Source organism: Thermodesulfobacteriota bacterium (assembly GCA_040757775.1).
In the GTDB taxonomy this organism is placed as follows: Bacteria; Desulfobacterota; UBA8473; order UBA8473; family UBA8473; genus UBA8473.
The window spans coordinates 1-18,866 of record JBFLWQ010000034.1 but is presented as its reverse complement, the minus strand read 5'-3'; the positions used below and the strand labels follow the sequence as shown (position 1 = coordinate 18,866).

Sequence of the window (18,866 nt, the reverse complement as noted above, 5' to 3'; positions counted from 1 at the left end):
GGCACCCCATCCAACAGCTTCGTTTCCTTGCATTAAAATTCTTTCCGTCATTTTGCTCCCCCTTTAGACATACTTATAAACCTCAATAGCAACATGAGGACACATCCATGCACACATGCCACAGGCACTGCAATCCTCGGGTTTGCTAAAGTCGGGCAAAGGCAGCCCAAATTGTGAAACCCTCTCCGTCATATTGATGCATCCCTTATTACAAAACATTTCACAAAAACCACAACCCATACAGCGATTCTCCTCGATTTGAATAACCCCTTTAGCCATTTTACCTCCTCAAAGAATAGAGTCAAAAATCAAAAGCCTGGAATCGGGAAAAGTAATTCAGAAGACGTTTTTACAGGGTTTTAATGGAGCTAATGTATCCAATGTACCCCTTTATACTGTTCGTTATAAAATACTTCTCCCTTTCTCTAATATCATCATCAAGATAATTAAATGATGCAAAGGACTTGTCTGCTGCAAGGAGTTTTGACATACAGTCTTCAATTAGATTTTCCTTATTTAATGACCTTTTAATCTCTTCGGCTATTACTTCCTTCCAGAGAAACAGTTGTTCCCTGTGTCTTTCAAGCATTTCTATAGAATCTTCATATGTTCCAAAGTGTCCGAAACAGATCTTTTTTTTGCCCAGATTCAGAAGTTTGTCTAAGCTTTCTATCGCTTCTTCAAGATGCAATCTGGGTGGGGTGGCAGGCCGTTGGTAGGTTTCATCATTAAAAGAATGAAATACACCCCCTGCCTCTCCGGCAAATAGGTATCTATCACAGGTATAACTTACATGATGCACAGCATGGCCTGGTGTATTTATAGCATCAATGCCATCTATATGGAACTGAAAAGAGGGGATTATTTTTTTCTCTGAGACAGGGCTTATCTCTCCATATACCATGGCTATATCACCCAGTGTCTTTTTTGTCGCTTCCCAGAGACCCTGAGGTTCTATCAGATGCTCCACAGCCCGTTCGTGGCATACAACTTTCGCTCTGGGGAAGTACTCTGTAAGTTCTCCAACGCCACCGGCATGGTCCAGATGGATATGGGTTAAAAGGATGTAGTCCAATTTTTTAATTCCTATGGTTTTTAAAGATGTTACAAGTTCTTTCACTGTAGCAGAGGGACCCACATCGACAAGAAGGGTATAATCGCCAATGTATACCCATGAACCTATGAAATTCCTGAATCCCATAAAATTCTGCTCTAAGTCTATCAGGTACAAATTTTGACTAACCTTTAAGGCATTCATATAAAAACCTTTAAGCTTCCTTTCCCGCTCCGCACAACAGCACACTCAGGTGCGCTGTTGTTTAGTCTGAAAATCCTCTTAATTATTTAGCAGTTATATCCGCCTAAATCAAGACAAAAAATCTTGACAGACAACTATATATCTAGTACATCGTTTCATAAATACATATGTAATGCTGTCATTTTGAGCCCTTTGCCTGTCATTTCCAACCCTTCACCTGTCATTCCGAGCGAAGCGAGGAATCTTGTCACCTTGCTTAGGACAGGCTCTGCGGGAAATCCTAGTAAACATGTATTCTTAGGTTACTGATTTTTAACTTCATTAAAGGATGTAGAAAAAAATGGTAGGGACTACGTATATTACAATTCTTATTACTGCAAGTTCGGCAGAAGAAGCAGTGAAGATTGGAAAGGTTCTGGTAGAAGAGGAACTAGCCGCGTGTGCCAATATTATCCCTGAAATAAGATCGATATTTAGCTGGAAGGGTGAAATCTGTGATGAGAATGAAGTCTTGATGATTCTGAAAAGTAAAGAATCGTTATTTCAGCAGATTAAGGAGAGGGTGAAAATGCTTCATACCTATGAGGTGCCAGAGATAATATCCCTTCCGATTCATTCAGGTTCAGAAGATTATCTCAGGTGGATTGATGAGGTTACCGTTGATCATAAGACCTTTTAACAGCCGGACAAGGATAGATTATTTCTTTGCTGCTAACTCCTCATACATCTCTATGCTCGGTCTTGCGGCTAGCAAGGGACCTATTTTGCCAAAGAGTTCCTGAATATACGGCGTAGTACTGTGATGGTCAAATGCAGCCTTATCTTTGTACTTCTCATAGAACAGAAATGTCCCTGGTTCATTCTTAGCACGATGAAGGGCGTATGCGAGAGTTCCTTCTTCAGGTTGAACCTTTAGGATCACAGCCCTTAATGCATCTTCCATCTCCCTTTCTTTTCCTGCCTGTGCCTTTAGAACAGCGACAACAACTATCATCTTTTACCTCCTTCAAAAAACCTTAAATACTTTTTGCTTTTTTATTAACTTTTTATACCGGATTAACATAAGACCTGTCAAGGAAAAACCGCTCTGTCTTTTACCTTGACAAGGAAAGGAAATTATTATAAAAAGATTAAATCCAATTTCAAATGTTTCTTTACTGGGAGATATGAATGATTGAAGATAATTTTACTACTGCTCTGACATTTGACGATGTCTTTTTACTGCCCGGAAAGTCTGATATCCTGCCTAAAGACGTAGAGGTACGTACGCTTCTTACAAAATCTATAGAATTGAATATACCTCTGGTCAGCGCAGCCATGGACACAGTCACAGAATACAGAACGGCCATTAGCATGGCACGTGAAGGAGGAATAGGGGTTATTCATAGAAATATGAGTATCGAATCGCAGGTATCTGAAGTTGATAAAGTAAAGAAATCTGAGAGTGGGATGATCGTGGATCCGATAACTATGCATCCTGACCAGAAGATATACGAAGCCTTAGAGGTAATGGAAAAATACAGGATTTCTGGTGTCCCGATCGTTAAAGGAGGGAAACTGGTGGGGATACTGACTAACAGAGACCTTAGGTTTGAAACTGACCTTGATCAAAAGATAAGCTCTGTAATGACTAAAGAAAACCTTGTTACTGCCCCTGTAGGAATTACCATGGAGGACTCCAAAAAACTCCTCCATAAAAACCGAATAGAGAAACTCCTTGTTGTGGATGACAGGAATAATCTGAAGGGTTTAATAACTATAAAGGATATAGAAAAGATAAGGAAATATCCGAATGCGTGCAAGGATCAGTTGGGGAGGCTTCGTGTAGGGGCAGCTATTGGTATAACTTCGAATAGGGAGGAGAGAACCGAAAAACTTCTAAAAGCTGGCGCAGATGTTATTGTGATAGATACATCCCATGCTCATACCAAAAGTGTTATAGAAGCTATTGCCGATACTAAGAAGAATTTTCCTGATTGCGAGTTGATAGCCGGGAATGCAGCTACTGCGGATGCTACTCTGGATCTTATAAAGGCAGGTTGTGATGGAGTAAAGGTAGGTGTGGGACCAGGGTCTATATGTACAACGAGAGTAATTGCCGGGGTTGGTGTCCCTCAAATAACAGCTATAATGGATTGCGCAAAGATAGGAAAGAAATTTGAGATCCCTCTTATTGCTGATGGGGGAATAAAATACTCAGGAGACATAACTAAAGCCCTGGTTGCCGGGGCACACAGCGTTATGATAGGAAACCTGATTGCCGGGACAGACGAGAGTCCTGGAGAAACTATAATCTTTCAGGGAAGAAGCTACAAGGTGTATAGAGGAATGGGTTCTATTGAGGCAATGAAGAAGGGTAGCAGGGATCGGTACTATCAGGATGACATAATAAGTGATGCCAAACTTGTTCCAGAGGGGATTGAAGGAAGGATCCCTTATAGGGGTTCTTTGTCCTCAAATATATACCAATTATTGGGAGGGCTAAAAGCAGGGATGGGCTATGTTGGGTGCAAAAATCTTCAAGAGTTACGTAAGAAAGGCAAATTCATAAAGGTTACTGCTGCCGGTTTAAGAGAAAGCCATGTCCATGACGTTATCATCACCAAGGAAGCCCCGAATTACCGGCTGGAATAGACTAAAAGTTAAAGAGTTAAAGAGTTCCAACTCCTCAACTAAGAAGAGATATAAGTGTGTCAGTTGACATCCATCAAGAAAAGATACTGATCCTCGACTTTGGTTCCCAATATACCCAATTGATTGCAAGAAGGGTAAGAGAATGCAAAGTATACTGTGAAATTCAGCCTTTCAATGTCAATCTGGAGAAGATTGAGAAGTTTAACCCTAAAGGAATTATCTTTTCCGGAGGTCCCTCCAGTGTCTACGATGAAACAGCTCCTTACTGTTCCCCGGAGATTTTCAAACTAAACCTCCCAATTCTGGGTATATGTTATGGAATGCAGTTTATGGCCCATATCATGGGTGGAAAGGTTAAAGGTTCAGCCAGGCGTGAATATGGACATACGAGGCTTTTTATAGATGATTTTACAGATCTATTCCTGGGTTTCGAGAACACCTCCTTTATCGATGTGTGGATGAGCCATAGTGACAAAATTAAGGTTATGCCACCTGGTTTTACCCCAATTGCCCATAGTAAAAACTCCCCTATAGCTGCTATAAAAGATAATAAGTCGAGAATCTTCGGTGTTCAATTTCATCCGGAAGTTGCTCATACCCCAAGAGGGATGAAGATTCTAAAGAATTTCCTTTACAGAATCTGTGGATGCCTTCCAAACTGGACTATGGAGTCTTTTATTAAGGATTCTATATTACAAATCAAGAAAACAGTGGGAGACAAAACGGTTATCTGTGCATTAAGCGGAGGGGTTGATTCATCTGTAGTAGCATCCTTGCTTCATCGAGCTGTTGGAGATCAACTGGTATGTGTCTTTGTTGACAATGGGTTGCTCAGAAAAAATGAAGCCCAGGAGGTTAGAACAGTTTTTGGTGAACACTATAATATGAATCTTCATTATATAAATGCAGAAGAAGTATTTTTAGAGAAATTAAAAGGGGTGACCGACCCTGAAATAAAGAGGAGAACTATAGGTAACGAGTTCATATACCTTTTTGAGAAGGAAGCCAAAAATATTGGGAATGTAGAATATCTTGCCCAGGGAACACTGTATCCAGATGTTATTGAGAGTGCCTCTTTTAAAGGGCCGTCGGCTACTATCAAGACTCACCACAATGTAGGCGGACTCCCGGAAAAGATGGATTTAAAATTGATAGAACCATTGAGAGAACTGTTTAAAGATGAGGTTAGGCTGCTGGGGAGAGAGCTTGGATTGCCTGTGAAGATAATAAACAGGCAACCCTTTCCGGGGCCAGGGCTTGCTGTTCGAATTCTGGGAGAGGTAACCAAAGAGAATCTATCCATCCTTCGAGACGCAGATAGTATAGTTGCTGAAGAGATTGAAAAAACCGATTTTAAAGACCAGATCTGGCAGTCCTTTGCCGTGCTTCTCCCTATAAAGACTGTAGGTGTTATGGGAGACGAGAGGACATATGAAAACGTTGTTGCCCTGCGAGTAGTCCGAAGCTCGGATGGCATGACTGCTGATTGGGTAAGGCTTCCCTATGAAGTCCTTGCCAGGATGGCAAATAGGATTATCAATGAAGTTAAGGGTATAAACAGAGTGGTTTACGATATATCTTCTAAGCCTCCTAGCACTATTGAATGGGAATAGATATGCAACACTCGGGTTTCATCCATCTTCACTTGCATACAAAGTATAGCCTGCTTGATGGGGCGATAAGGATGAATGAGCTATTTGCTTTGGCCAGGGAATACAAAATGCCAGCTTTGGCCATGACTGATCATGGTAATATGTTTGGTACTATAGAGTTCTACACCAAGGCATATCAAAATGGAATTAAGCCGATTATTGGTTGCGAAGTCTATGTTGCGCCTGGAAGCAGGTTTAATAAGGAGTCCCGGGGCATCTCTGATGCTTCCTATCATTTAACCCTACTGGTGAAGAATACAACAGGATATAAAAACTTACTTAAATTGGTAACTGCCGCATATTTTGAGGGGTTTTACTACCGTCCCAGAGTAGATAAAGACTTGTTAAAGAATCATAATGAGGGGCTGATTGCCCTTAGTGGGTGTTTGCACGGTGAGCTTTCCCGTCTAATAGAGATAGGAGACAAAGAAAATGCCCTCAAAGTTGCCAGTGAGTATAAAGAGATATTCAACAATGGCAGGTTCTATCTGGAGATACAGGACAATAAGATTGAACTCCAGAAGTCTGTCAATGAAGGACTTATAGAAATAAGCAGGATACTTGATTTGCCTTTAGTTGCAACCAATGACTGCCATTATTTAAAACGTGAGGATTCAAAGGCACATGAGGTGCTTCTGTGCATCCAGACGGGAAAGATCCTCAGTGATCAGGACAGGATGAGGTTTGCTACTGATGAGTTTTATTTCAAGTCTCCAGCGGAGATGGATGCCCTTTTTTCATCCTACCCCGATGCCTTGAAGAACACCATCGAGATTGCCGAGCGATGTAACCTTGAACTGAGATTTGATGAGCTCCATCTACCTGATTTTAAGGTTCCGCAAGGGGAATCTCTGGATAGCTATCTTGAAAAAACAGCCAGAGACGGACTGAAAGAAAGGATAAAACTTATAGAAGCTGGAGTAGGGGATGTATCTGCAATTTCTGATAAGTATTATAAGAGACTTGAGGAAGAGCTGAATACTATCAAAGCCATGGGATTTTCCGGCTACTTTTTGATTGTTTCAGACTTTGTAAATTATGCAAAAAAGAGAAACATTCCTGTGGGGCCAGGTCGTGGCTCAGCTGCAGGGAGCCTGGTGGCATATTCTCTAAAAATTACCGATATTGATCCACTTCTTTATGACCTCCTATTTGAAAGATTCCTCAATCCTGGGCGGATAAGCATGCCCGATATAGATATAGATTTCTGTGTTGATGGCAGAGATGATACAATAGAATACGTTGCCAATAAATACGGCAGGAAGAACGTTGCCCAGATTATAACATTCGGTAAAATGCAGGCAAAGGGTGTAGTGAGAGATGTAGGCAGGGTCTTGAATATGCCCTATAAGGAGGTAGACAGGATAGCCAAGCTAATCCCCAACACCCCGAATACCTCTTTGGAAGATGCCCTGAGGCAAGAACCTAAGCTAAAAGAGCTTGAACAAAACGATGAGAATGTGAGGCATTTAATTTCACTTGCCAAATCCTTAGAAGGGCTGCCAAGGCATGCATCTACGCATGCAGCCGGGGTTGTAATTGCCAATAAACCCCTTGTTGAGTACCTGCCTCTTTATAAAGGGCAGAACGGAGAGGTTGTTACTCAGTTTGCCATGAATGATGTGGGAAAGATAGGGCTGATCAAATTCGATTTTCTGGGGTTAAAGACCCTGACCCTAATCGACAATGCATTGAGAATTATAAATGAAGGAAAAGAGGAGAAGCTTGATTTAAATCGGATACCTCTGGATGATGAATTAACCTACAGGTTACTTGGGGCAGGGGACACCTCTGGCGTATTCCAGCTGGAAAGCTCCGGCATGAAGGAACTGTTGATTAAACTCAAACCGGGGAATATAGAGGATGTAATTGCTCTCCTTGCCCTGTATCGTCCCGGTCCTCTGGGAAGCGGTATGGTAGACGATTTTATCAAGAGGAAGCACGGTACTGTTCCTGTAAAATATGAGGTTCCGCAGCTAGAGGGTGTCTTAAAGGATACATACGGGGTAATAGTCTATCAGGAACAGGTAATGAAGATAGCGAGTACGCTGGCCAATTTTACTCTGGGTGATGCCGATCTTCTTCGTCGGGCAATGGGCAAAAAGAAGCCGGAAGAGATGGCTAAACAGAAAGAAAAATTCCTGCTTGGCGCTAAGAAGAATAAGATAAAGACGGAAAAAGCAGAAAAGATTTTTGATTTAATGGCTATGTTTGCAGAATATGGGTTCAATAAATCACACAGTGCTGCCTACGCCATGATAGCGTATCAGACAGCATACCTTAAAGCCCACTATCCCATTGAATTTATGGCTGCCCTGCTGACCAGTGAAAAGGAGAACACTGATAAACTGATCAGGTACATAACTGAGTGTAATGATAAAGGGATTCAAGTTTTGCCCCCTGATATCAATGAGAGTTTCAGGGATTTTACTGTTATAGACGGCAGGATTCGTTTTGGGCTGGCAGGGGTTAAGAATGTGGGAAATCAGGCTATAGAAGCTATTATCTCCATAAGGGAGAAGGATGGAAAGTTTAACTCTATCTTTGATTTTTGTGAAAGGGTGGATGCCAGAAAAGCAAACAGGAGGGTTGTAGAGAGCCTGATTAAGTGTGGGACATTTGACTTTACGGGTGTCTTTCGTTCTAAACTAATGGGGGTATTGGATGATGCCATAGAAAGAGCAGGGGCTATTCAGAGGGATAGAACCAATGGTCAAATCAATATGTTTGATATTTTTAATGACCCCGGTGCGGTTGAGCTAAATGCAAAGTTTCCAGATGTTGAAGAATGGCATGAAAACCAGCTGTTGACTTATGAGAAGGAGGTTCTGGGTTTCTATATTACAGGTCATCCCCTGACCCGTTATGAAGAGGACATCAAGAGGTATGCTAATACAAATACCCTCGATATTGTCGAATTTCATGATGGAGCAGAAATAAAAATCGGCGGTATGGTTAGTTCTGTCAGGGAAATTAATACACGCAAGGGAGATCGGATGGCCCGCGTTACCTTAGAAGATCTGAAGGGTTTCATTGAAATAGTGGTTTTCCCTGATATTTACAAGGAAACCTCTTCCTTTTTAAAAGGAGAGGAACCTATTCTGATCCTTGGGACCCTGGCAATGGAAGAAGAGAATCCAAAAGTAATAGCTAAAAAAATAATACCCCTTTCAGAGGCAAAGGAAAAACTTAATGTCGGTATTCATTTCACTGTTAAAACCTCTTCTGTAACAAGAGAACATCTGGAAAAACTAAGAGATATTTTATTGAATCACAAGGGGAACAGTGAGGCGTTTCTCCACCTGGTACTCCCAAATTTCATTGAAACGGTTATATCCCTGGGTGAAGAGTTCCGCTTAACTCCATCGGAAGTACTATTTAAAAAGGTGGAGGAACTTTTTGGATGCCAGGTAGCTTCGTGAGTCGCAAATCGTAAATCGTGAATATGCATCAAAAAAGAACCTATAGAAATCTTATACATGACAACAGGCTTACCTACTTTCAAGTATTTGTTAAAGAGACGGATTTATATATCGGGGCTAGTAAAGACTTGGGCAGAGAAGCCAGGGATGCTGTATTAAAGTATAGGTACCAAATTGAGGAATACATCAGGAGATTTCCAGAATTTCAAAAGAGCCTGATACCACTGCCATTAGATCCCTTTGCCCCTAAAATTATAAGGGCCATGATAGAGGCTTCAAGCTTAGCCGGAACCGGGCCTATGGCAGCAGTAGCAGGAACTATTTCGGAGTTTGTTGGCAAAGAGTTATTAGGCCGATCAGAGGAAATAATTGTAGAAAACGGAGGGGATATATTTCTTAAAACTTCTTCAAAAATAAGCGTTGGTATATATGCCGGCGCGTCTCCGCTGAGCAATAGAATAGGGATTAAAATCAATCCAGAGGATACTCCCCTTGGGGTTTGCACTTCTTCAGGTACAGTAGGCCATTCTATTAGTTTTGGCAGGGCAGATGCAGTTACTGTTGTTTCAAAATCGGCTCTTCTGGCAGATGCTGCTGCTACATCTGTTGGTAATCTTGTAAAAGATAAAGGGGATTTTGCTAGAGCGCTGGAATTTGCTGCCAAGATCGACGGTATCTTGGGTGGTTTAATTATACTGGGCAAGGAAATGGCCGTCTATGGAAAGGTGGAGTTAATTGAAATATAGAATGGAGATGCGATGAAAAGTATTTGGGCTCCCTGGAGGATGGATTATATCCTGGGGGATAAACCAGAGACCTGTATTTTTTGTTCTAAACCTGGCGAAAAAGATAGTAAGGCAAATTTGATATTATACCGTGGCAAGCTTTCTATGGTGATGATAAATAAATACCCTTATTCCTATGGTCACCTGTTGGTAGCTCCTGGTAGGCACGTTAGCGGTTTAGATGATTTGGAAATAACAGAAGTCAATAACCTCTCTCTAGTTTTACAGAAATCAATTGTTATACTTAAGGAGGCATTTCAACCACATGGTTTCAATGTTGGATTGAATCAGGGAAAGGTCGCTGGAGCGGGGATAGAGGAACATTTGCATTTTCATGTTGTACCAAGGTGGTCTGGCGACATCAACTTTATGCCGCTCATGGCTGAAACCAGGGTGATACCCGAACACCTGGACGAAACCTATGATAAACTGTCACCCCTTTTCAAGCGAGTAGATATATAAGTGGTGTCAGTTGACTGTTCTCAGTTGTCCGTTGCTGATTTGTAAGCGGTCTGCGATTGGACTGCCGATCCCCGGTCCCTGTGAACTGTTATGAAAAAGGAGGAAATTTAATGAGGTTGTTAAAAACGGTTTTTGTAACGCTCTTTTTTATTGCTGCCATAACCTTTGCCATTAAGAATCAAGAGTCTGTTTCCCTTCAATATTATTTTATTAACGAAGTATGGACTATGCCTATTTTTTTATTAGTCTTCATTTCTATCCTTGTAGGCGTTCTCGTTGCAGGGTTTGGCGGTGTTTTTTCCGGTTTCAAACTGAAGCAGGAGATAAAAAGGCAGCAGAAAACCATTCTGGAATTGGAAGACGAGTTGAATTCCTTGAGAAATCTGCCTATTATGGAGTCAAAACAGTCGTATGAATAATAATTAAACTGGGGAAGATTTCATGGAACTGCATGTTTTAAATCCGTATTATTTCTCCGTAATTCTGGTTTTAGTCGGTCTTTTTCTGGGTCTGATCATTGGGGGTTGGTTTTCCTCAAAATTGACAGCTATAGAACCTAAGGTCAAAAGAGAAAGCAAAGAGAGCACTGCCTTTCTAATGGGTATAAATTATTTGCTCTCAAATGACCATGACCATGCCATAGAGGAATTTACCAAAGCTGTTCAGATAAACTCCAACACAGTTGAAACCTATATAGCATTGGGGAACCTGTTTAGAAGTAAGGGAGAGATTGGACGGGCTATTCGTATACATAACAGTATAATACTACGCCCCACAATTGACAGAGAGACTAAGATACAGGCTTTGTACAACCTGGGTTTAGACTTTAAAAAAGCTGGTTTTATTAAGAGGGCCATTTCATCCTTTGAAGAGGTAATTGACAATGACTCATCCAGGCTGGATGCCTATATACAGCTTGAGGAGCTTTACGAAGAGATTAACGAATGGGAAAAGGCATATACAATTCAGCAGAGAATATCAGCGCTGAGGAAGACAAACGACAATAACATCCTGGCGCATATTCAGACAGAGGTTGGGAAATCTTACTTTGCTAATAATGATATAAAGTCAGCAAAGGAGGCTTTCAAAAAAGCTATATCTTTAGACCCTGATTGTATAGATGCCCTTATTCATTTGGGAGATATATGTCTTTTCCAAAATGATTATAGCGGAGCTATCTCTACATGGAAGAGAGTAACTAAAATCAGTCCGCCTTTAACCTATCTTGTGTATGGTAGACTTGAAAAAGTATACTCTATGCAAGACAAGTCTGATGATTTTGAGGAGTTTTTAAAGAAGAGTTCAAAGGAAGATAAAGATAACTACCATCTTCACTTTGCCCTGGCAGAATATCTATACAGGGAAGGGGATATTAAGGAGGCAATAGAAGAGCTCCGGTCTGTGATAAGGATAAATCCAACCTCTATATGTGCAAGAAAAGAGTTGGGAAGAATCCTTATAGCATCTGGGAAGAAAGATGAAATGATATCTGAATATCAGGAGCTGTTGAATATACTTGATATGCCTGAGAAAAGATTTAGATGCCAAAGGTGTGGTTTTGAATTAGAAAATATAGAATGGAAATGTCCCCAATGTCTGAAATGGGATACAATAATACCTAAAGAACTGGAAGACAGGTAATGGTTAACTAATTCACACTGAAATAATTTTAGTATGAACCTCCTTCAATAAAAGGAGGACCATTACGGCATCCAAGTCATTCATTTCAAAACTCTGGGATCAAGTAATGCGGTAATTGCCGTATGTTATGGTGTATGCAAGTGTTATTTTCGGGTGGACCCGAGGACTGAGCGCGTCCATGTAACAATCGTCGCAAAAAAGCTTACCGGCGAATTCATGGAATTCGCTAAAATCCATCTTATTTTTGTAACGTTCACATTCAAGCATGTTTCCCTCCGAACATTTTCCTGCCCCGCCGATATCTAACCCATTTTTTATTTCGATCAGAGCCGACAAACGTTCCGGTTCAGCGGCGGCGGTACGCCGTCCGCTGGAAACGGTTGTTAGCTGACCGTTATTTTGCCATCCTGTCAGAAAGCTCTCGAAGACGTTTATACTACGATCAGGCAGGGTCAAAGCGATCCGCGTTCATCACCTTGTTCCAGGCCGCCACGAAGTCTTGCACGAACTTATTCTGCGAGTCTTCACACGCATATACTTCTGCGAGCGCTCTCAGCTGGGAGTTCGAGCCGAAGATGAGGTCGACACGGGTGCCGGTCCACTTGAGCTCACCGCTCTTGCGATCACGACCCTCGAACACGTCGTCGGATTCTGGGGACGTCTTCCACGTGGTGCTCATGTCGAGCAGATTCACGAAGAAGTCGTTGGTAAGCGCCTCCGGGCGTTTGGTGAAGACGCCGTGTTGGGACTTTCCGACGTTGGCATTCAGGACGCGCATGCCGCCAACGAGAACCGTCATCTCGGGAGCGGTCAGTGTCAGCAGTTGCGCCCGATCAATCAGCAGTTCCTCTGCCGATACGTTGTATTTGGTTTTGAGATAGTTGCGGAACCCATCTGCAGCCGGTTCGAGTACGGCAAATGACGCCACATCGGTTTGCTCCTGTGACGCATCCGTCCGTCCCGGTCTGAAGGGAACGGTTACCTCGTGTCCGGCATTCTTCGCGGCTTGTTCGACACCTGCGCATCCCCCAAGAACAATCAGGTCAGCGAGCGAAACCATCTTCCCGCCGATCTGCGCACTGTTGAACTGCTTTTGGATTCCCTCAAGGGTCTGGAGCAGGGCCTGTAGTTGTACCGGCTGGTTAACTTCCCAATCCTTCTGCGGGGCGAGACGAATGCGCGCCCCGTTTGCCCCGCCGCGTTTGTCGGAGCCGCGGAACGTGGACGCCGATGCCCATGCCGTTGAGACCAGTTGGGAAACAGACAGACCCGAAGCCAGGATCGTGCCTTTGAGAGCTGCGATGTCTTGTGCATCAATCAGCTTGTGATTGACGGCAGGGATCGGGTCTTGCCAGATGAGCTCTTCGGCCGGAACCTCCTGGCCTAGATAGCGCGAACGAGGGCCCATGTCGCGGTGAGTCAGCTTGAACCACGCCCGGGCGAAGGCATCCGCGAATTCCTCGGGGTTCTGCAGGTAGCGCCGCGCGATCGGTCCGTAGATCGGGTCGAAGCGAAGAGAGAGATCCGCCGTGGTCATCATCGGCCGGTGTTTCTTCGACGGGTCGTGGGCGTCAACCACCATGTCCTCTTCGGCCACGTCCTTGGCCAGCCACTGTTGCGCGCCGGCCGCGCTCTTGACCAGCTCCCACTCATATTTGAACAGCACCTTCAGATAGCCCATGTCCCACTTGGTCGGGTTTGGCTTCCAGGCGCCTTCGATGCCGCTACTGATCGTATCGCCGCCTTTTCCGCTGCGGAAGCTGCTCTTCCAGCCAAGACCCTGCTCTTCAATTGGAGCGCCTTCAGGTTCAGGGCCCACATGGGACGCAGGGCCGGCGCCGTGGCATTTGCCGAAGGTGTGCCCGCCTGCTACGAGTGCGACGGTCTCTTCGTCATTCATGGCCATACGCGCAAAGGTCTCGCGAACATCATGGCCCGACGCCACCGGATCAGGATTACCGTTCGGCCCTTCCGGGTTCACGTAAATCAGCCCCATCTGAACGGCCGCGAGAGGATTCTCGAGATCCCGGTCGCCCGAATAGCGTTTATCGCCAAGCCACTCGTCCTCAGAGCCCCAATAAATGTCCTCTTCCGGCTCCCAGACATCCTCGCGCCCGCCGGCGAAACCGAAGGTTTTGAATCCCATCGACTCAAGTGCGCAATTGCCGGCCAGGATCATCAGGTCGGCCCAGGAGATTTTCCTGCCGTATTTCTGTTTGATCGGCCAGAGCAGCCGGCGCGCCTTGTCCAGGTTCACGTTGTCGGGCCAGCTGTTGAGGGGCGCCAAGCGTTGGGAACCGGACCCTGCGCCCCCACGGCCATCGCCCATGCGGTAGGTGCCTGCGCTGTGCCACGCCATCCGGATGAAGAGACCCCCGTAGTGACCCCAGTCGGCCGGCCACCAGTCCTGCGAGTCGGTCATCAGCACATAGAGGTCCTTCTTAACGGCATCCAGGTCGAGTTTCTTGAACTCCTCAGCGTAGTTGAACGCCTTGCCCATCGGATTGTTCAGGTCAGAATGCTGATGAAGAATCTTGAGGTTCAACTGGTTCGGCCACCAGTCCCGGTTCGACGTGCCGCCGCCGGCAATGGAATTGCTTGTCTTTCCCGTTACCGGGCACTTGCTATCTTCATTCATCTCTGTTCTCCTTTCCATTCAGGTTTGAATTTGCTTATATTCTCTGGAAAGATGTCGTATTTCGAAAGTGTCCTGCATGATGTAAACTCCTTTTTTTTTGTTTAAGAAAGTAACATCAACCTTCTCGAATATCAAAACCACGCGCTATGGGCGAACGCGGTTTAACTGCCTTGTTCGCTTAATATTTACTCTTTTATGATTTCAATAATCTTGTTGATCACTTGGTCAAGCTTAATTTTTTTTAAATTGCCTATACGGTACAAAACAATCTGATTATCTGCAGTGAAAAGTCTGTTGGGTCTTATGTTACTCTCCTGGTTTAGACTGCCAGAGGCAAAATCGTTTTGGTCTACAGGAATGGCATAATTGTCTTTGACGCTCTTACTTGTTATCTGGCAGAGAATTAGGTCGTTTCCTTGAAGCACAGTCAGAACAAGAGCAGGGCGTCTTTTGGATTGACTCAGATCGGAAAAGGGAAAGGGAATGACAACAATATCACCCTTTACAAACTTTGCCATGCCTCATCCTCCTCCGGCTTCATCCAGTCTTTGGCTAAAGACGATTCGCTCATCATGGCGATATCCAACTTTTCCCGGCTGGCTTTTGTTTTTAGAAAGTGAAGAAAATCCAGCACCTCAGAGAGAAAAGGCTCAGGAGTTTTCTCAATCTCGTTTATCAGTTCTTCTTTAGTATTCATGGCATCAACCTCTTTTTCTGAGTAATTTTTTTACGGCTTTGAGTATACCATTGATCTCCTAACTTGTATATTCTGAATTTCGGAGATGATTTTTTCAAGGCGAACGCGAAGTTCACCCGGCAGTAGCTTTTTTCGGTGGTCGGGTGAAACGCCTTGTTCGGTGATTCACTTTCCTCTCGCCACTTTTCGTGCCTTAGCAATAGATGGCGTCACGTAGATAACATGCAAAAACTGCTCCGCAAGTTTCAAACAATCTTCTGCGTCGTCTTTTTTCACGGGATCCTTTCCGGGATGTGCAGCATCGTTTCCGACCCATCGGACTACCGTTGCCCATTCCTCAATATCTTTTGTAATGATACCTGCTTGAGTTAGTTCCTTTATTTGTTTGACAAGGTCTTTCTCCGTCGCACCTTTATCAAGACAAGCGGCTTGAATACACCTTCTTGCCATGGCTGCACATGCCCGGTAACAACCCACAGAAAAACACATTTTTGCTTCATTAAGGTCTTCGGTAAGCGCTTGCGGGATTGCCTTGTTAGTAGGGGTTGGCATCGGAGCAGGGTAAATGTCATAGCCCTGACCGCGAACCAGCACGGGGTGATGGCAACCATTACATATACCGACACCACCATTCATTGCCTCGTTGATCATCCCATAGCGCAGCGATATGACGCGTGCTACCATAACTGCCTTCGTACTTAGCAGGAGCTACACTCAATGCAGTATGTTTGTGACAAAAGAAATAAAAAAACCGATACCGCCATTTTTTACCTCCAATTTCATCGAACATATTATTGAACAGTTTTCTGGATAATATCAGCAAGTTTCAGCATAGTCAATAAGATAAAAAATACGTTGGGGATTAGTGGTTTAATATGTTGAAATTAGTGGTAAGACTGTTCGTGATGTGCTATATTTCTTCCTCAAAGAGATAGTAAGGGGGGAAAATATTGAGAGGATAGGAGAAAAAATGACAGGTTTTGTAAGCATTTATTAGGCTATAAAGATCATTTTAGGATAATAAATGAAGGCACTATACTTTGACAACAAATTAAAACTGGTTGACCATCCAAAACCTGAGAGAGGACAAGACGAATCCCTTATCAGGGTTTTGGTGGCGGGCATATGCAACACAGACCTTGAGATCGTTAAGGGTTACAGAGGGTTCAAGGGAATATTGGGGCATGAATTTGTTGGAGTTGTGGAAGAGTGTAAAAATCGTGGGCTTTTAAGAAAGAGGGTAGCAGGGGAGATAAACTGCGTCTGTGGTAAATGCAGCTTTTGCACTGGGGGGTTAAAAACCCATTGCAAAGATAGAAGGGTTTTGGGTATACTGGACCACCATGGGGCTTTTGCAGAGTATCTGGTACTTCCTGAAGAAAACCTGCACCTTATCCCGGACAAGATTGCAGATGAGGAGGCAGTATTTATAGAACCCCTGGCAGCGGCGTTTCAGATAACCGAGCAGGTCAATATCATGCCTTCAAACAGGGTGATAGTACTTGGGGATGGCAAGCTTGGTCTGCTTGTAGCACAGGTACTTGCCCTGACAGGCTGTGATTTGCTGCTTGCCGGTAAGCACACATCAAAGCTGTCTATAGTTAAAAGCATGGGGATAGACACGAGTCTGATAGACGATCTTGCTGAAAGGAAAGCCGATGTGATTATAGACTGTACGGGTTCTCCAGATGGTTTGGAGATGGCTATGGAGCTGACTCGCCCCCGGGGGACCATTGTTTTAAAGAGTACCGTGGCTGAAAATAGAGAACTTGATCTGACACCACTGGTAGTTGATGAAAAAACCCTTATCGGTTCCAGATGCGGGCATTTCCCTCCGGCTATCAGGGCATTGGAAAGAGGGTTGATAGATGTAAAACCCCTTGTCTCTGGAATTTATAGCATTAACAATGGGATAATTGCTTTTGAAGAGGCAGCTAAAAAAGGAGCCTTAAAAGTGCTTTTAGCTATGATGGACTAGTAAAAAGTCAAAATTGGGATGGCAAAGTAATCCGCCAGAGGCGGACAGATGGACTTTTTACGAAGCCATCAACTATGGATTATAAAAACCTTAAAAAAGAGAGGCTTAGATGATAGATCTTCACACTCATTCTATATTTAGCGACGGCGAATTAATACCTTCGGAACTGGTAAGAAGGGCAGAGGTTATCGGTTATCAGGCAATCGCTATCACAGACCATGCTGATGTATCGAACCTTGACTTCATTGTTCCCAGGATTGTAAGTGTTTGTGATGACCTTTCTTCAAAATGGAGGATAAGGGCAATCCCGGGCATAGAGCTTACCCATATCCCCCCTTCCATAATCTCTCAGTTAGAGAAAAGGGCTCGAGATATGGGCGCTAAGATAGTGGTTGTTCATGGAGAAACAACGGTGGAGCCTGTGACACCAGGGACCAATCGGGAGGCATTGTTGTCTGATATAGACATCCTGGCTCATCCTGGTTTAATAACTGAAGAGGAAGCAGAGATAGCAAAAAAGAGAGGTATATACCTGGAGATTACTGCCAGGGCAGGGCATTCCTTAACCAATGGTCATGTGGCTAAGCTTGCAACCAGAATAGGTGCCAGACTGGTTCTAAACACTGATTCCCACTCTCCCTGCGATCTAATCAGTTTGGAGAAGGCAAAAACCGTTGCTATGGGAGCAGGCTTATCGGAGGAGGAATTTAATAAACTACGCAGGAACTCAATGGAAATCATCGAGAAACTGAAGGTCTAAAGCCCAAAATTCCTTGACAAAACAATTACAGGTTTGTATACTCCCTCTGTTTTAGAGAAGGGGAAGGGGAGACATTTTTGGCTAAAAAGGTAAAGATACCTAAAAAGAAGATCTTCAAAGAATCGGATGAGCTTATTTCAACAACAAGTAAGGTATTAAACCATGTTTTTGAAAATAAAAAGAAGGTTCTGATAGCAACTGTAGCTGTAGTGGTTTTTGCACTCCTTTTTACAGGATGGCGGTTTTATATTCAAAAGACCGAAAAAGAGGCTTCTACGCTACACTATAAGGCAATTCAATACTACCATAGTAATAATAAAATTGAAAGCTCAGCTAAAAATGATAAAGAAAGATATAATCTGGCACTTAATAAATTCAAAGATATAATTGATAAATATCCCCGTACCAGCGCCGCCTCATTGGCATCCCTTTATTGTGGACATATCTATTACGAATTAGATGAATTTGATAAATCTATTAAATCCTATCAAAATTTTCTAAAAAAAACTCCATCTGACAGTCCCTTAAACATATTTGCTTATGATGGGTTAGGTTATGCATTTGAAGCCAAAGGAGATTATAAGAATGCCTTAAGGTACTTCAGGAAACTTATTGACGGAGATAGAAAACCTCTCAGCAAACTGGGCTATTTGAATGTGGGCAGGTGCTATGAAGAATTGGGAGAGAAGGATAAAGCTATTGAGACTTACCAGAAATTAGCCGTCACTTATCCAAATTCAGGTTATGCTGCCCTTGCAAGAGAAAAAACCAGCATTTTGAAGAGATGACCTCACTGTTGAAAATGTTTTAATTCAATATATTGTTTGAGATTGGATTGTGAAAGGTGAACTATGAAAGAGTTGTTATCCGGCAATGAGGCAATAGCCAGAGGTGCTTATGAATGCGGGGTTACTGTTGCTACTGGTTATCCTGGAACTC

Annotated in this window: 18 protein-coding genes; 11 read left to right on the top strand and 7 right to left on the bottom strand. The window is 43.4% G+C overall.

Features of this window, described 5'->3' with window-relative positions:
• Positions 1-63: 63 nt before the first annotated feature.
• Both AB1401_14450 and AB1401_14445 read right to left on the bottom strand, forming a co-directional pair.
• The gene (locus tag AB1401_14450; GenBank protein MEW6616652.1) at positions 64-279 is read right to left on the bottom strand and encodes a ferredoxin family protein; all 216 of its coding nucleotides are present in this window, start codon (positions 277-279) and stop codon (positions 64-66) included.
• Positions 280-349: 70 nt separating this feature from the next.
• The gene (locus AB1401_14445; GenBank protein MEW6616651.1) at positions 350-1,201 is read right to left on the bottom strand and encodes an MBL fold metallo-hydrolase; all 852 of its coding nucleotides are present in this window, start codon (positions 1,199-1,201) and stop codon (positions 350-352) included.
• 397 nt (positions 1,202-1,598) lie between these two features.
• Between AB1401_14445 and cutA the strand changes: the two genes are divergently transcribed.
• On the top strand, positions 1,599-1,937 hold the full coding sequence (gene cutA / locus AB1401_14440) for a divalent-cation tolerance protein CutA (GenBank protein MEW6616650.1): 339 nt from the start codon (positions 1,599-1,601) through the stop codon (positions 1,935-1,937).
• A gap of 18 nt (positions 1,938-1,955) precedes the next feature.
• On the opposite strand, the gene AB1401_14435 is transcribed toward cutA, so the two are convergent.
• Positions 1,956-2,252, bottom strand: a complete 297-nt coding sequence (locus AB1401_14435; protein ID MEW6616649.1) for a putative quinol monooxygenase — start codon at positions 2,250-2,252, stop codon at positions 1,956-1,958.
• Between the two features lie 176 nt (positions 2,253-2,428).
• Here AB1401_14435 and guaB point away from each other — a divergent pair, with 176 nt between their 5' ends.
• The 7 genes from guaB (at position 2,429) to AB1401_14400 (ending at position 11,854) form a co-directional block, all read left to right on the top strand.
• Positions 2,429-3,892: an IMP dehydrogenase gene (gene guaB, locus AB1401_14430; protein ID MEW6616648.1), complete on the top strand. Its 1,464-nt coding sequence runs from the start codon at positions 2,429-2,431 to the stop codon at positions 3,890-3,892.
• A gap of 56 nt (positions 3,893-3,948) precedes the next feature.
• Entirely contained in the window at positions 3,949-5,505 is a 1,557-nt protein-coding gene (gene guaA / locus AB1401_14425) for a glutamine-hydrolyzing GMP synthase (protein MEW6616647.1), read from the top strand.
• Positions 5,496-8,966, top strand: coding sequence for a DNA polymerase III subunit alpha (locus AB1401_14420; GenBank protein MEW6616646.1), 3,471 nt, complete (start codon positions 5,496-5,498; stop codon positions 8,964-8,966). Before guaA ends, AB1401_14420 begins: the two co-directional genes overlap by 10 nt.
• 23 nt (positions 8,967-8,989) lie before the next feature.
• Complete coding sequence (locus tag AB1401_14415; protein MEW6616645.1) at positions 8,990-9,712, top strand: UPF0280 family protein; 723 nt, start codon at positions 8,990-8,992, stop codon at positions 9,710-9,712.
• 12 nt (positions 9,713-9,724) lie between these two features.
• Positions 9,725-10,213: an HIT domain-containing protein gene (locus AB1401_14410; GenBank protein ID MEW6616644.1), complete on the top strand. Its 489-nt coding sequence runs from the start codon at positions 9,725-9,727 to the stop codon at positions 10,211-10,213.
• 110 nt (positions 10,214-10,323) lie between these two features.
• Positions 10,324-10,632 carry a LapA family protein gene (locus tag AB1401_14405; protein MEW6616643.1) on the top strand — a complete coding sequence of 103 codons (309 nt, stop codon included), beginning with the start codon at positions 10,324-10,326 and terminating at the stop codon, positions 10,630-10,632.
• Positions 10,633-10,654: 22 nt separating this feature from the next.
• Positions 10,655-11,854, top strand: a complete 1,200-nt coding sequence (locus AB1401_14400; protein ID MEW6616642.1) for a tetratricopeptide repeat protein — start codon at positions 10,655-10,657, stop codon at positions 11,852-11,854.
• A 442-nt stretch (positions 11,855-12,296) separates the two neighbouring features.
• Here the strand turns inward: AB1401_14400 and katG are convergent, their stop codons facing one another.
• The 4 genes from katG to AB1401_14380 form a co-directional block, all read right to left on the bottom strand.
• Complete coding sequence (gene katG / locus AB1401_14395; protein ID MEW6616641.1) at positions 12,297-14,492, bottom strand: catalase/peroxidase HPI; 2,196 nt, start codon at positions 14,490-14,492, stop codon at positions 12,297-12,299.
• Between the two features lie 185 nt (positions 14,493-14,677).
• Positions 14,678-15,010: a type II toxin-antitoxin system PemK/MazF family toxin gene (locus AB1401_14390; GenBank protein MEW6616640.1), complete on the bottom strand. Its 333-nt coding sequence runs from the start codon at positions 15,008-15,010 to the stop codon at positions 14,678-14,680.
• Complete coding sequence (locus AB1401_14385) at positions 14,995-15,189, bottom strand: DUF2281 domain-containing protein (GenBank protein ID MEW6616639.1); 195 nt, start codon at positions 15,187-15,189, stop codon at positions 14,995-14,997. Before AB1401_14385 ends, AB1401_14390 begins: the two co-directional genes overlap by 16 nt.
• A 165-nt stretch (positions 15,190-15,354) precedes the next feature.
• The gene (locus AB1401_14380) at positions 15,355-15,873 is read right to left on the bottom strand and encodes a DUF4145 domain-containing protein (protein ID MEW6616638.1); all 519 of its coding nucleotides are present in this window, start codon (positions 15,871-15,873) and stop codon (positions 15,355-15,357) included.
• A gap of 340 nt (positions 15,874-16,213) precedes the next feature.
• Between AB1401_14380 and AB1401_14375 the strand changes: the two genes are divergently transcribed.
• From AB1401_14375 to AB1401_14365, 3 genes are all read left to right on the top strand, one after another.
• Entirely contained in the window at positions 16,214-17,167 is a 954-nt protein-coding gene (locus tag AB1401_14375) for an alcohol dehydrogenase catalytic domain-containing protein (protein MEW6616637.1), read from the top strand.
• Between the two features lie 109 nt (positions 17,168-17,276).
• On the top strand, positions 17,277-17,927 hold the full coding sequence (locus AB1401_14370; protein ID MEW6616636.1) for a histidinol phosphate phosphatase domain-containing protein: 651 nt from the start codon (positions 17,277-17,279) through the stop codon (positions 17,925-17,927).
• Positions 17,928-18,004: 77 nt separating this feature from the next.
• The gene (locus AB1401_14365; GenBank protein MEW6616635.1) at positions 18,005-18,715 is read left to right on the top strand and encodes a tetratricopeptide repeat protein; all 711 of its coding nucleotides are present in this window, start codon (positions 18,005-18,007) and stop codon (positions 18,713-18,715) included.
• Positions 18,716-18,866: the final 151 nt, after the last annotated feature.

Excerpts from the sequence above, each read along its gene's own strand:
- AB1401_14450 (MEW6616652.1), bottom strand. The coding sequence starts at position 279 with ATGGCTAAAGGGGTTATTCAAATCGAGGAGAATCGCTGTATGGGTTGT.
- AB1401_14400 (MEW6616642.1), top strand. The coding sequence starts at position 10,655 with ATGGAACTGCATGTTTTAAATCCGTATTATTTCTCCGTAATTCTGGTT.
- AB1401_14390 (MEW6616640.1), bottom strand. The coding sequence starts at position 15,010 with ATGGCAAAGTTTGTAAAGGGTGATATTGTTGTCATTCCCTTTCCCTTT.
- guaB (MEW6616648.1), top strand. The coding sequence starts at position 2,429 with ATGATTGAAGATAATTTTACTACTGCTCTGACATTTGACGATGTCTTT.
- AB1401_14405 (MEW6616643.1), top strand. The coding sequence starts at position 10,324 with ATGAGGTTGTTAAAAACGGTTTTTGTAACGCTCTTTTTTATTGCTGCC.
- AB1401_14375 (MEW6616637.1), top strand. The coding sequence starts at position 16,214 with ATGAAGGCACTATACTTTGACAACAAATTAAAACTGGTTGACCATCCA.
- cutA (MEW6616650.1), top strand. The coding sequence starts at position 1,599 with ATGGTAGGGACTACGTATATTACAATTCTTATTACTGCAAGTTCGGCA.
- AB1401_14410 (MEW6616644.1), top strand. The coding sequence starts at position 9,725 with ATGAAAAGTATTTGGGCTCCCTGGAGGATGGATTATATCCTGGGGGAT.
- AB1401_14435 (MEW6616649.1), bottom strand. The coding sequence starts at position 2,252 with ATGATAGTTGTTGTCGCTGTTCTAAAGGCACAGGCAGGAAAAGAAAGG.
- AB1401_14380 (MEW6616638.1), bottom strand. The coding sequence starts at position 15,873 with ATGGTAGCACGCGTCATATCGCTGCGCTATGGGATGATCAACGAGGCA.
- AB1401_14385 (MEW6616639.1), bottom strand. The coding sequence starts at position 15,189 with ATGAATACTAAAGAAGAACTGATAAACGAGATTGAGAAAACTCCTGAG.
- AB1401_14420 (MEW6616646.1), top strand. The coding sequence starts at position 5,496 with ATGGGAATAGATATGCAACACTCGGGTTTCATCCATCTTCACTTGCAT.
- AB1401_14370 (MEW6616636.1), top strand. The coding sequence starts at position 17,277 with ATGATAGATCTTCACACTCATTCTATATTTAGCGACGGCGAATTAATA.
- AB1401_14445 (MEW6616651.1), bottom strand. The coding sequence starts at position 1,201 with ATGGGATTCAGGAATTTCATAGGTTCATGGGTATACATTGGCGATTAT.
- katG (MEW6616641.1), bottom strand. The coding sequence starts at position 14,492 with ATGAATGAAGATAGCAAGTGCCCGGTAACGGGAAAGACAAGCAATTCC.
- AB1401_14415 (MEW6616645.1), top strand. The coding sequence starts at position 8,990 with ATGCATCAAAAAAGAACCTATAGAAATCTTATACATGACAACAGGCTT.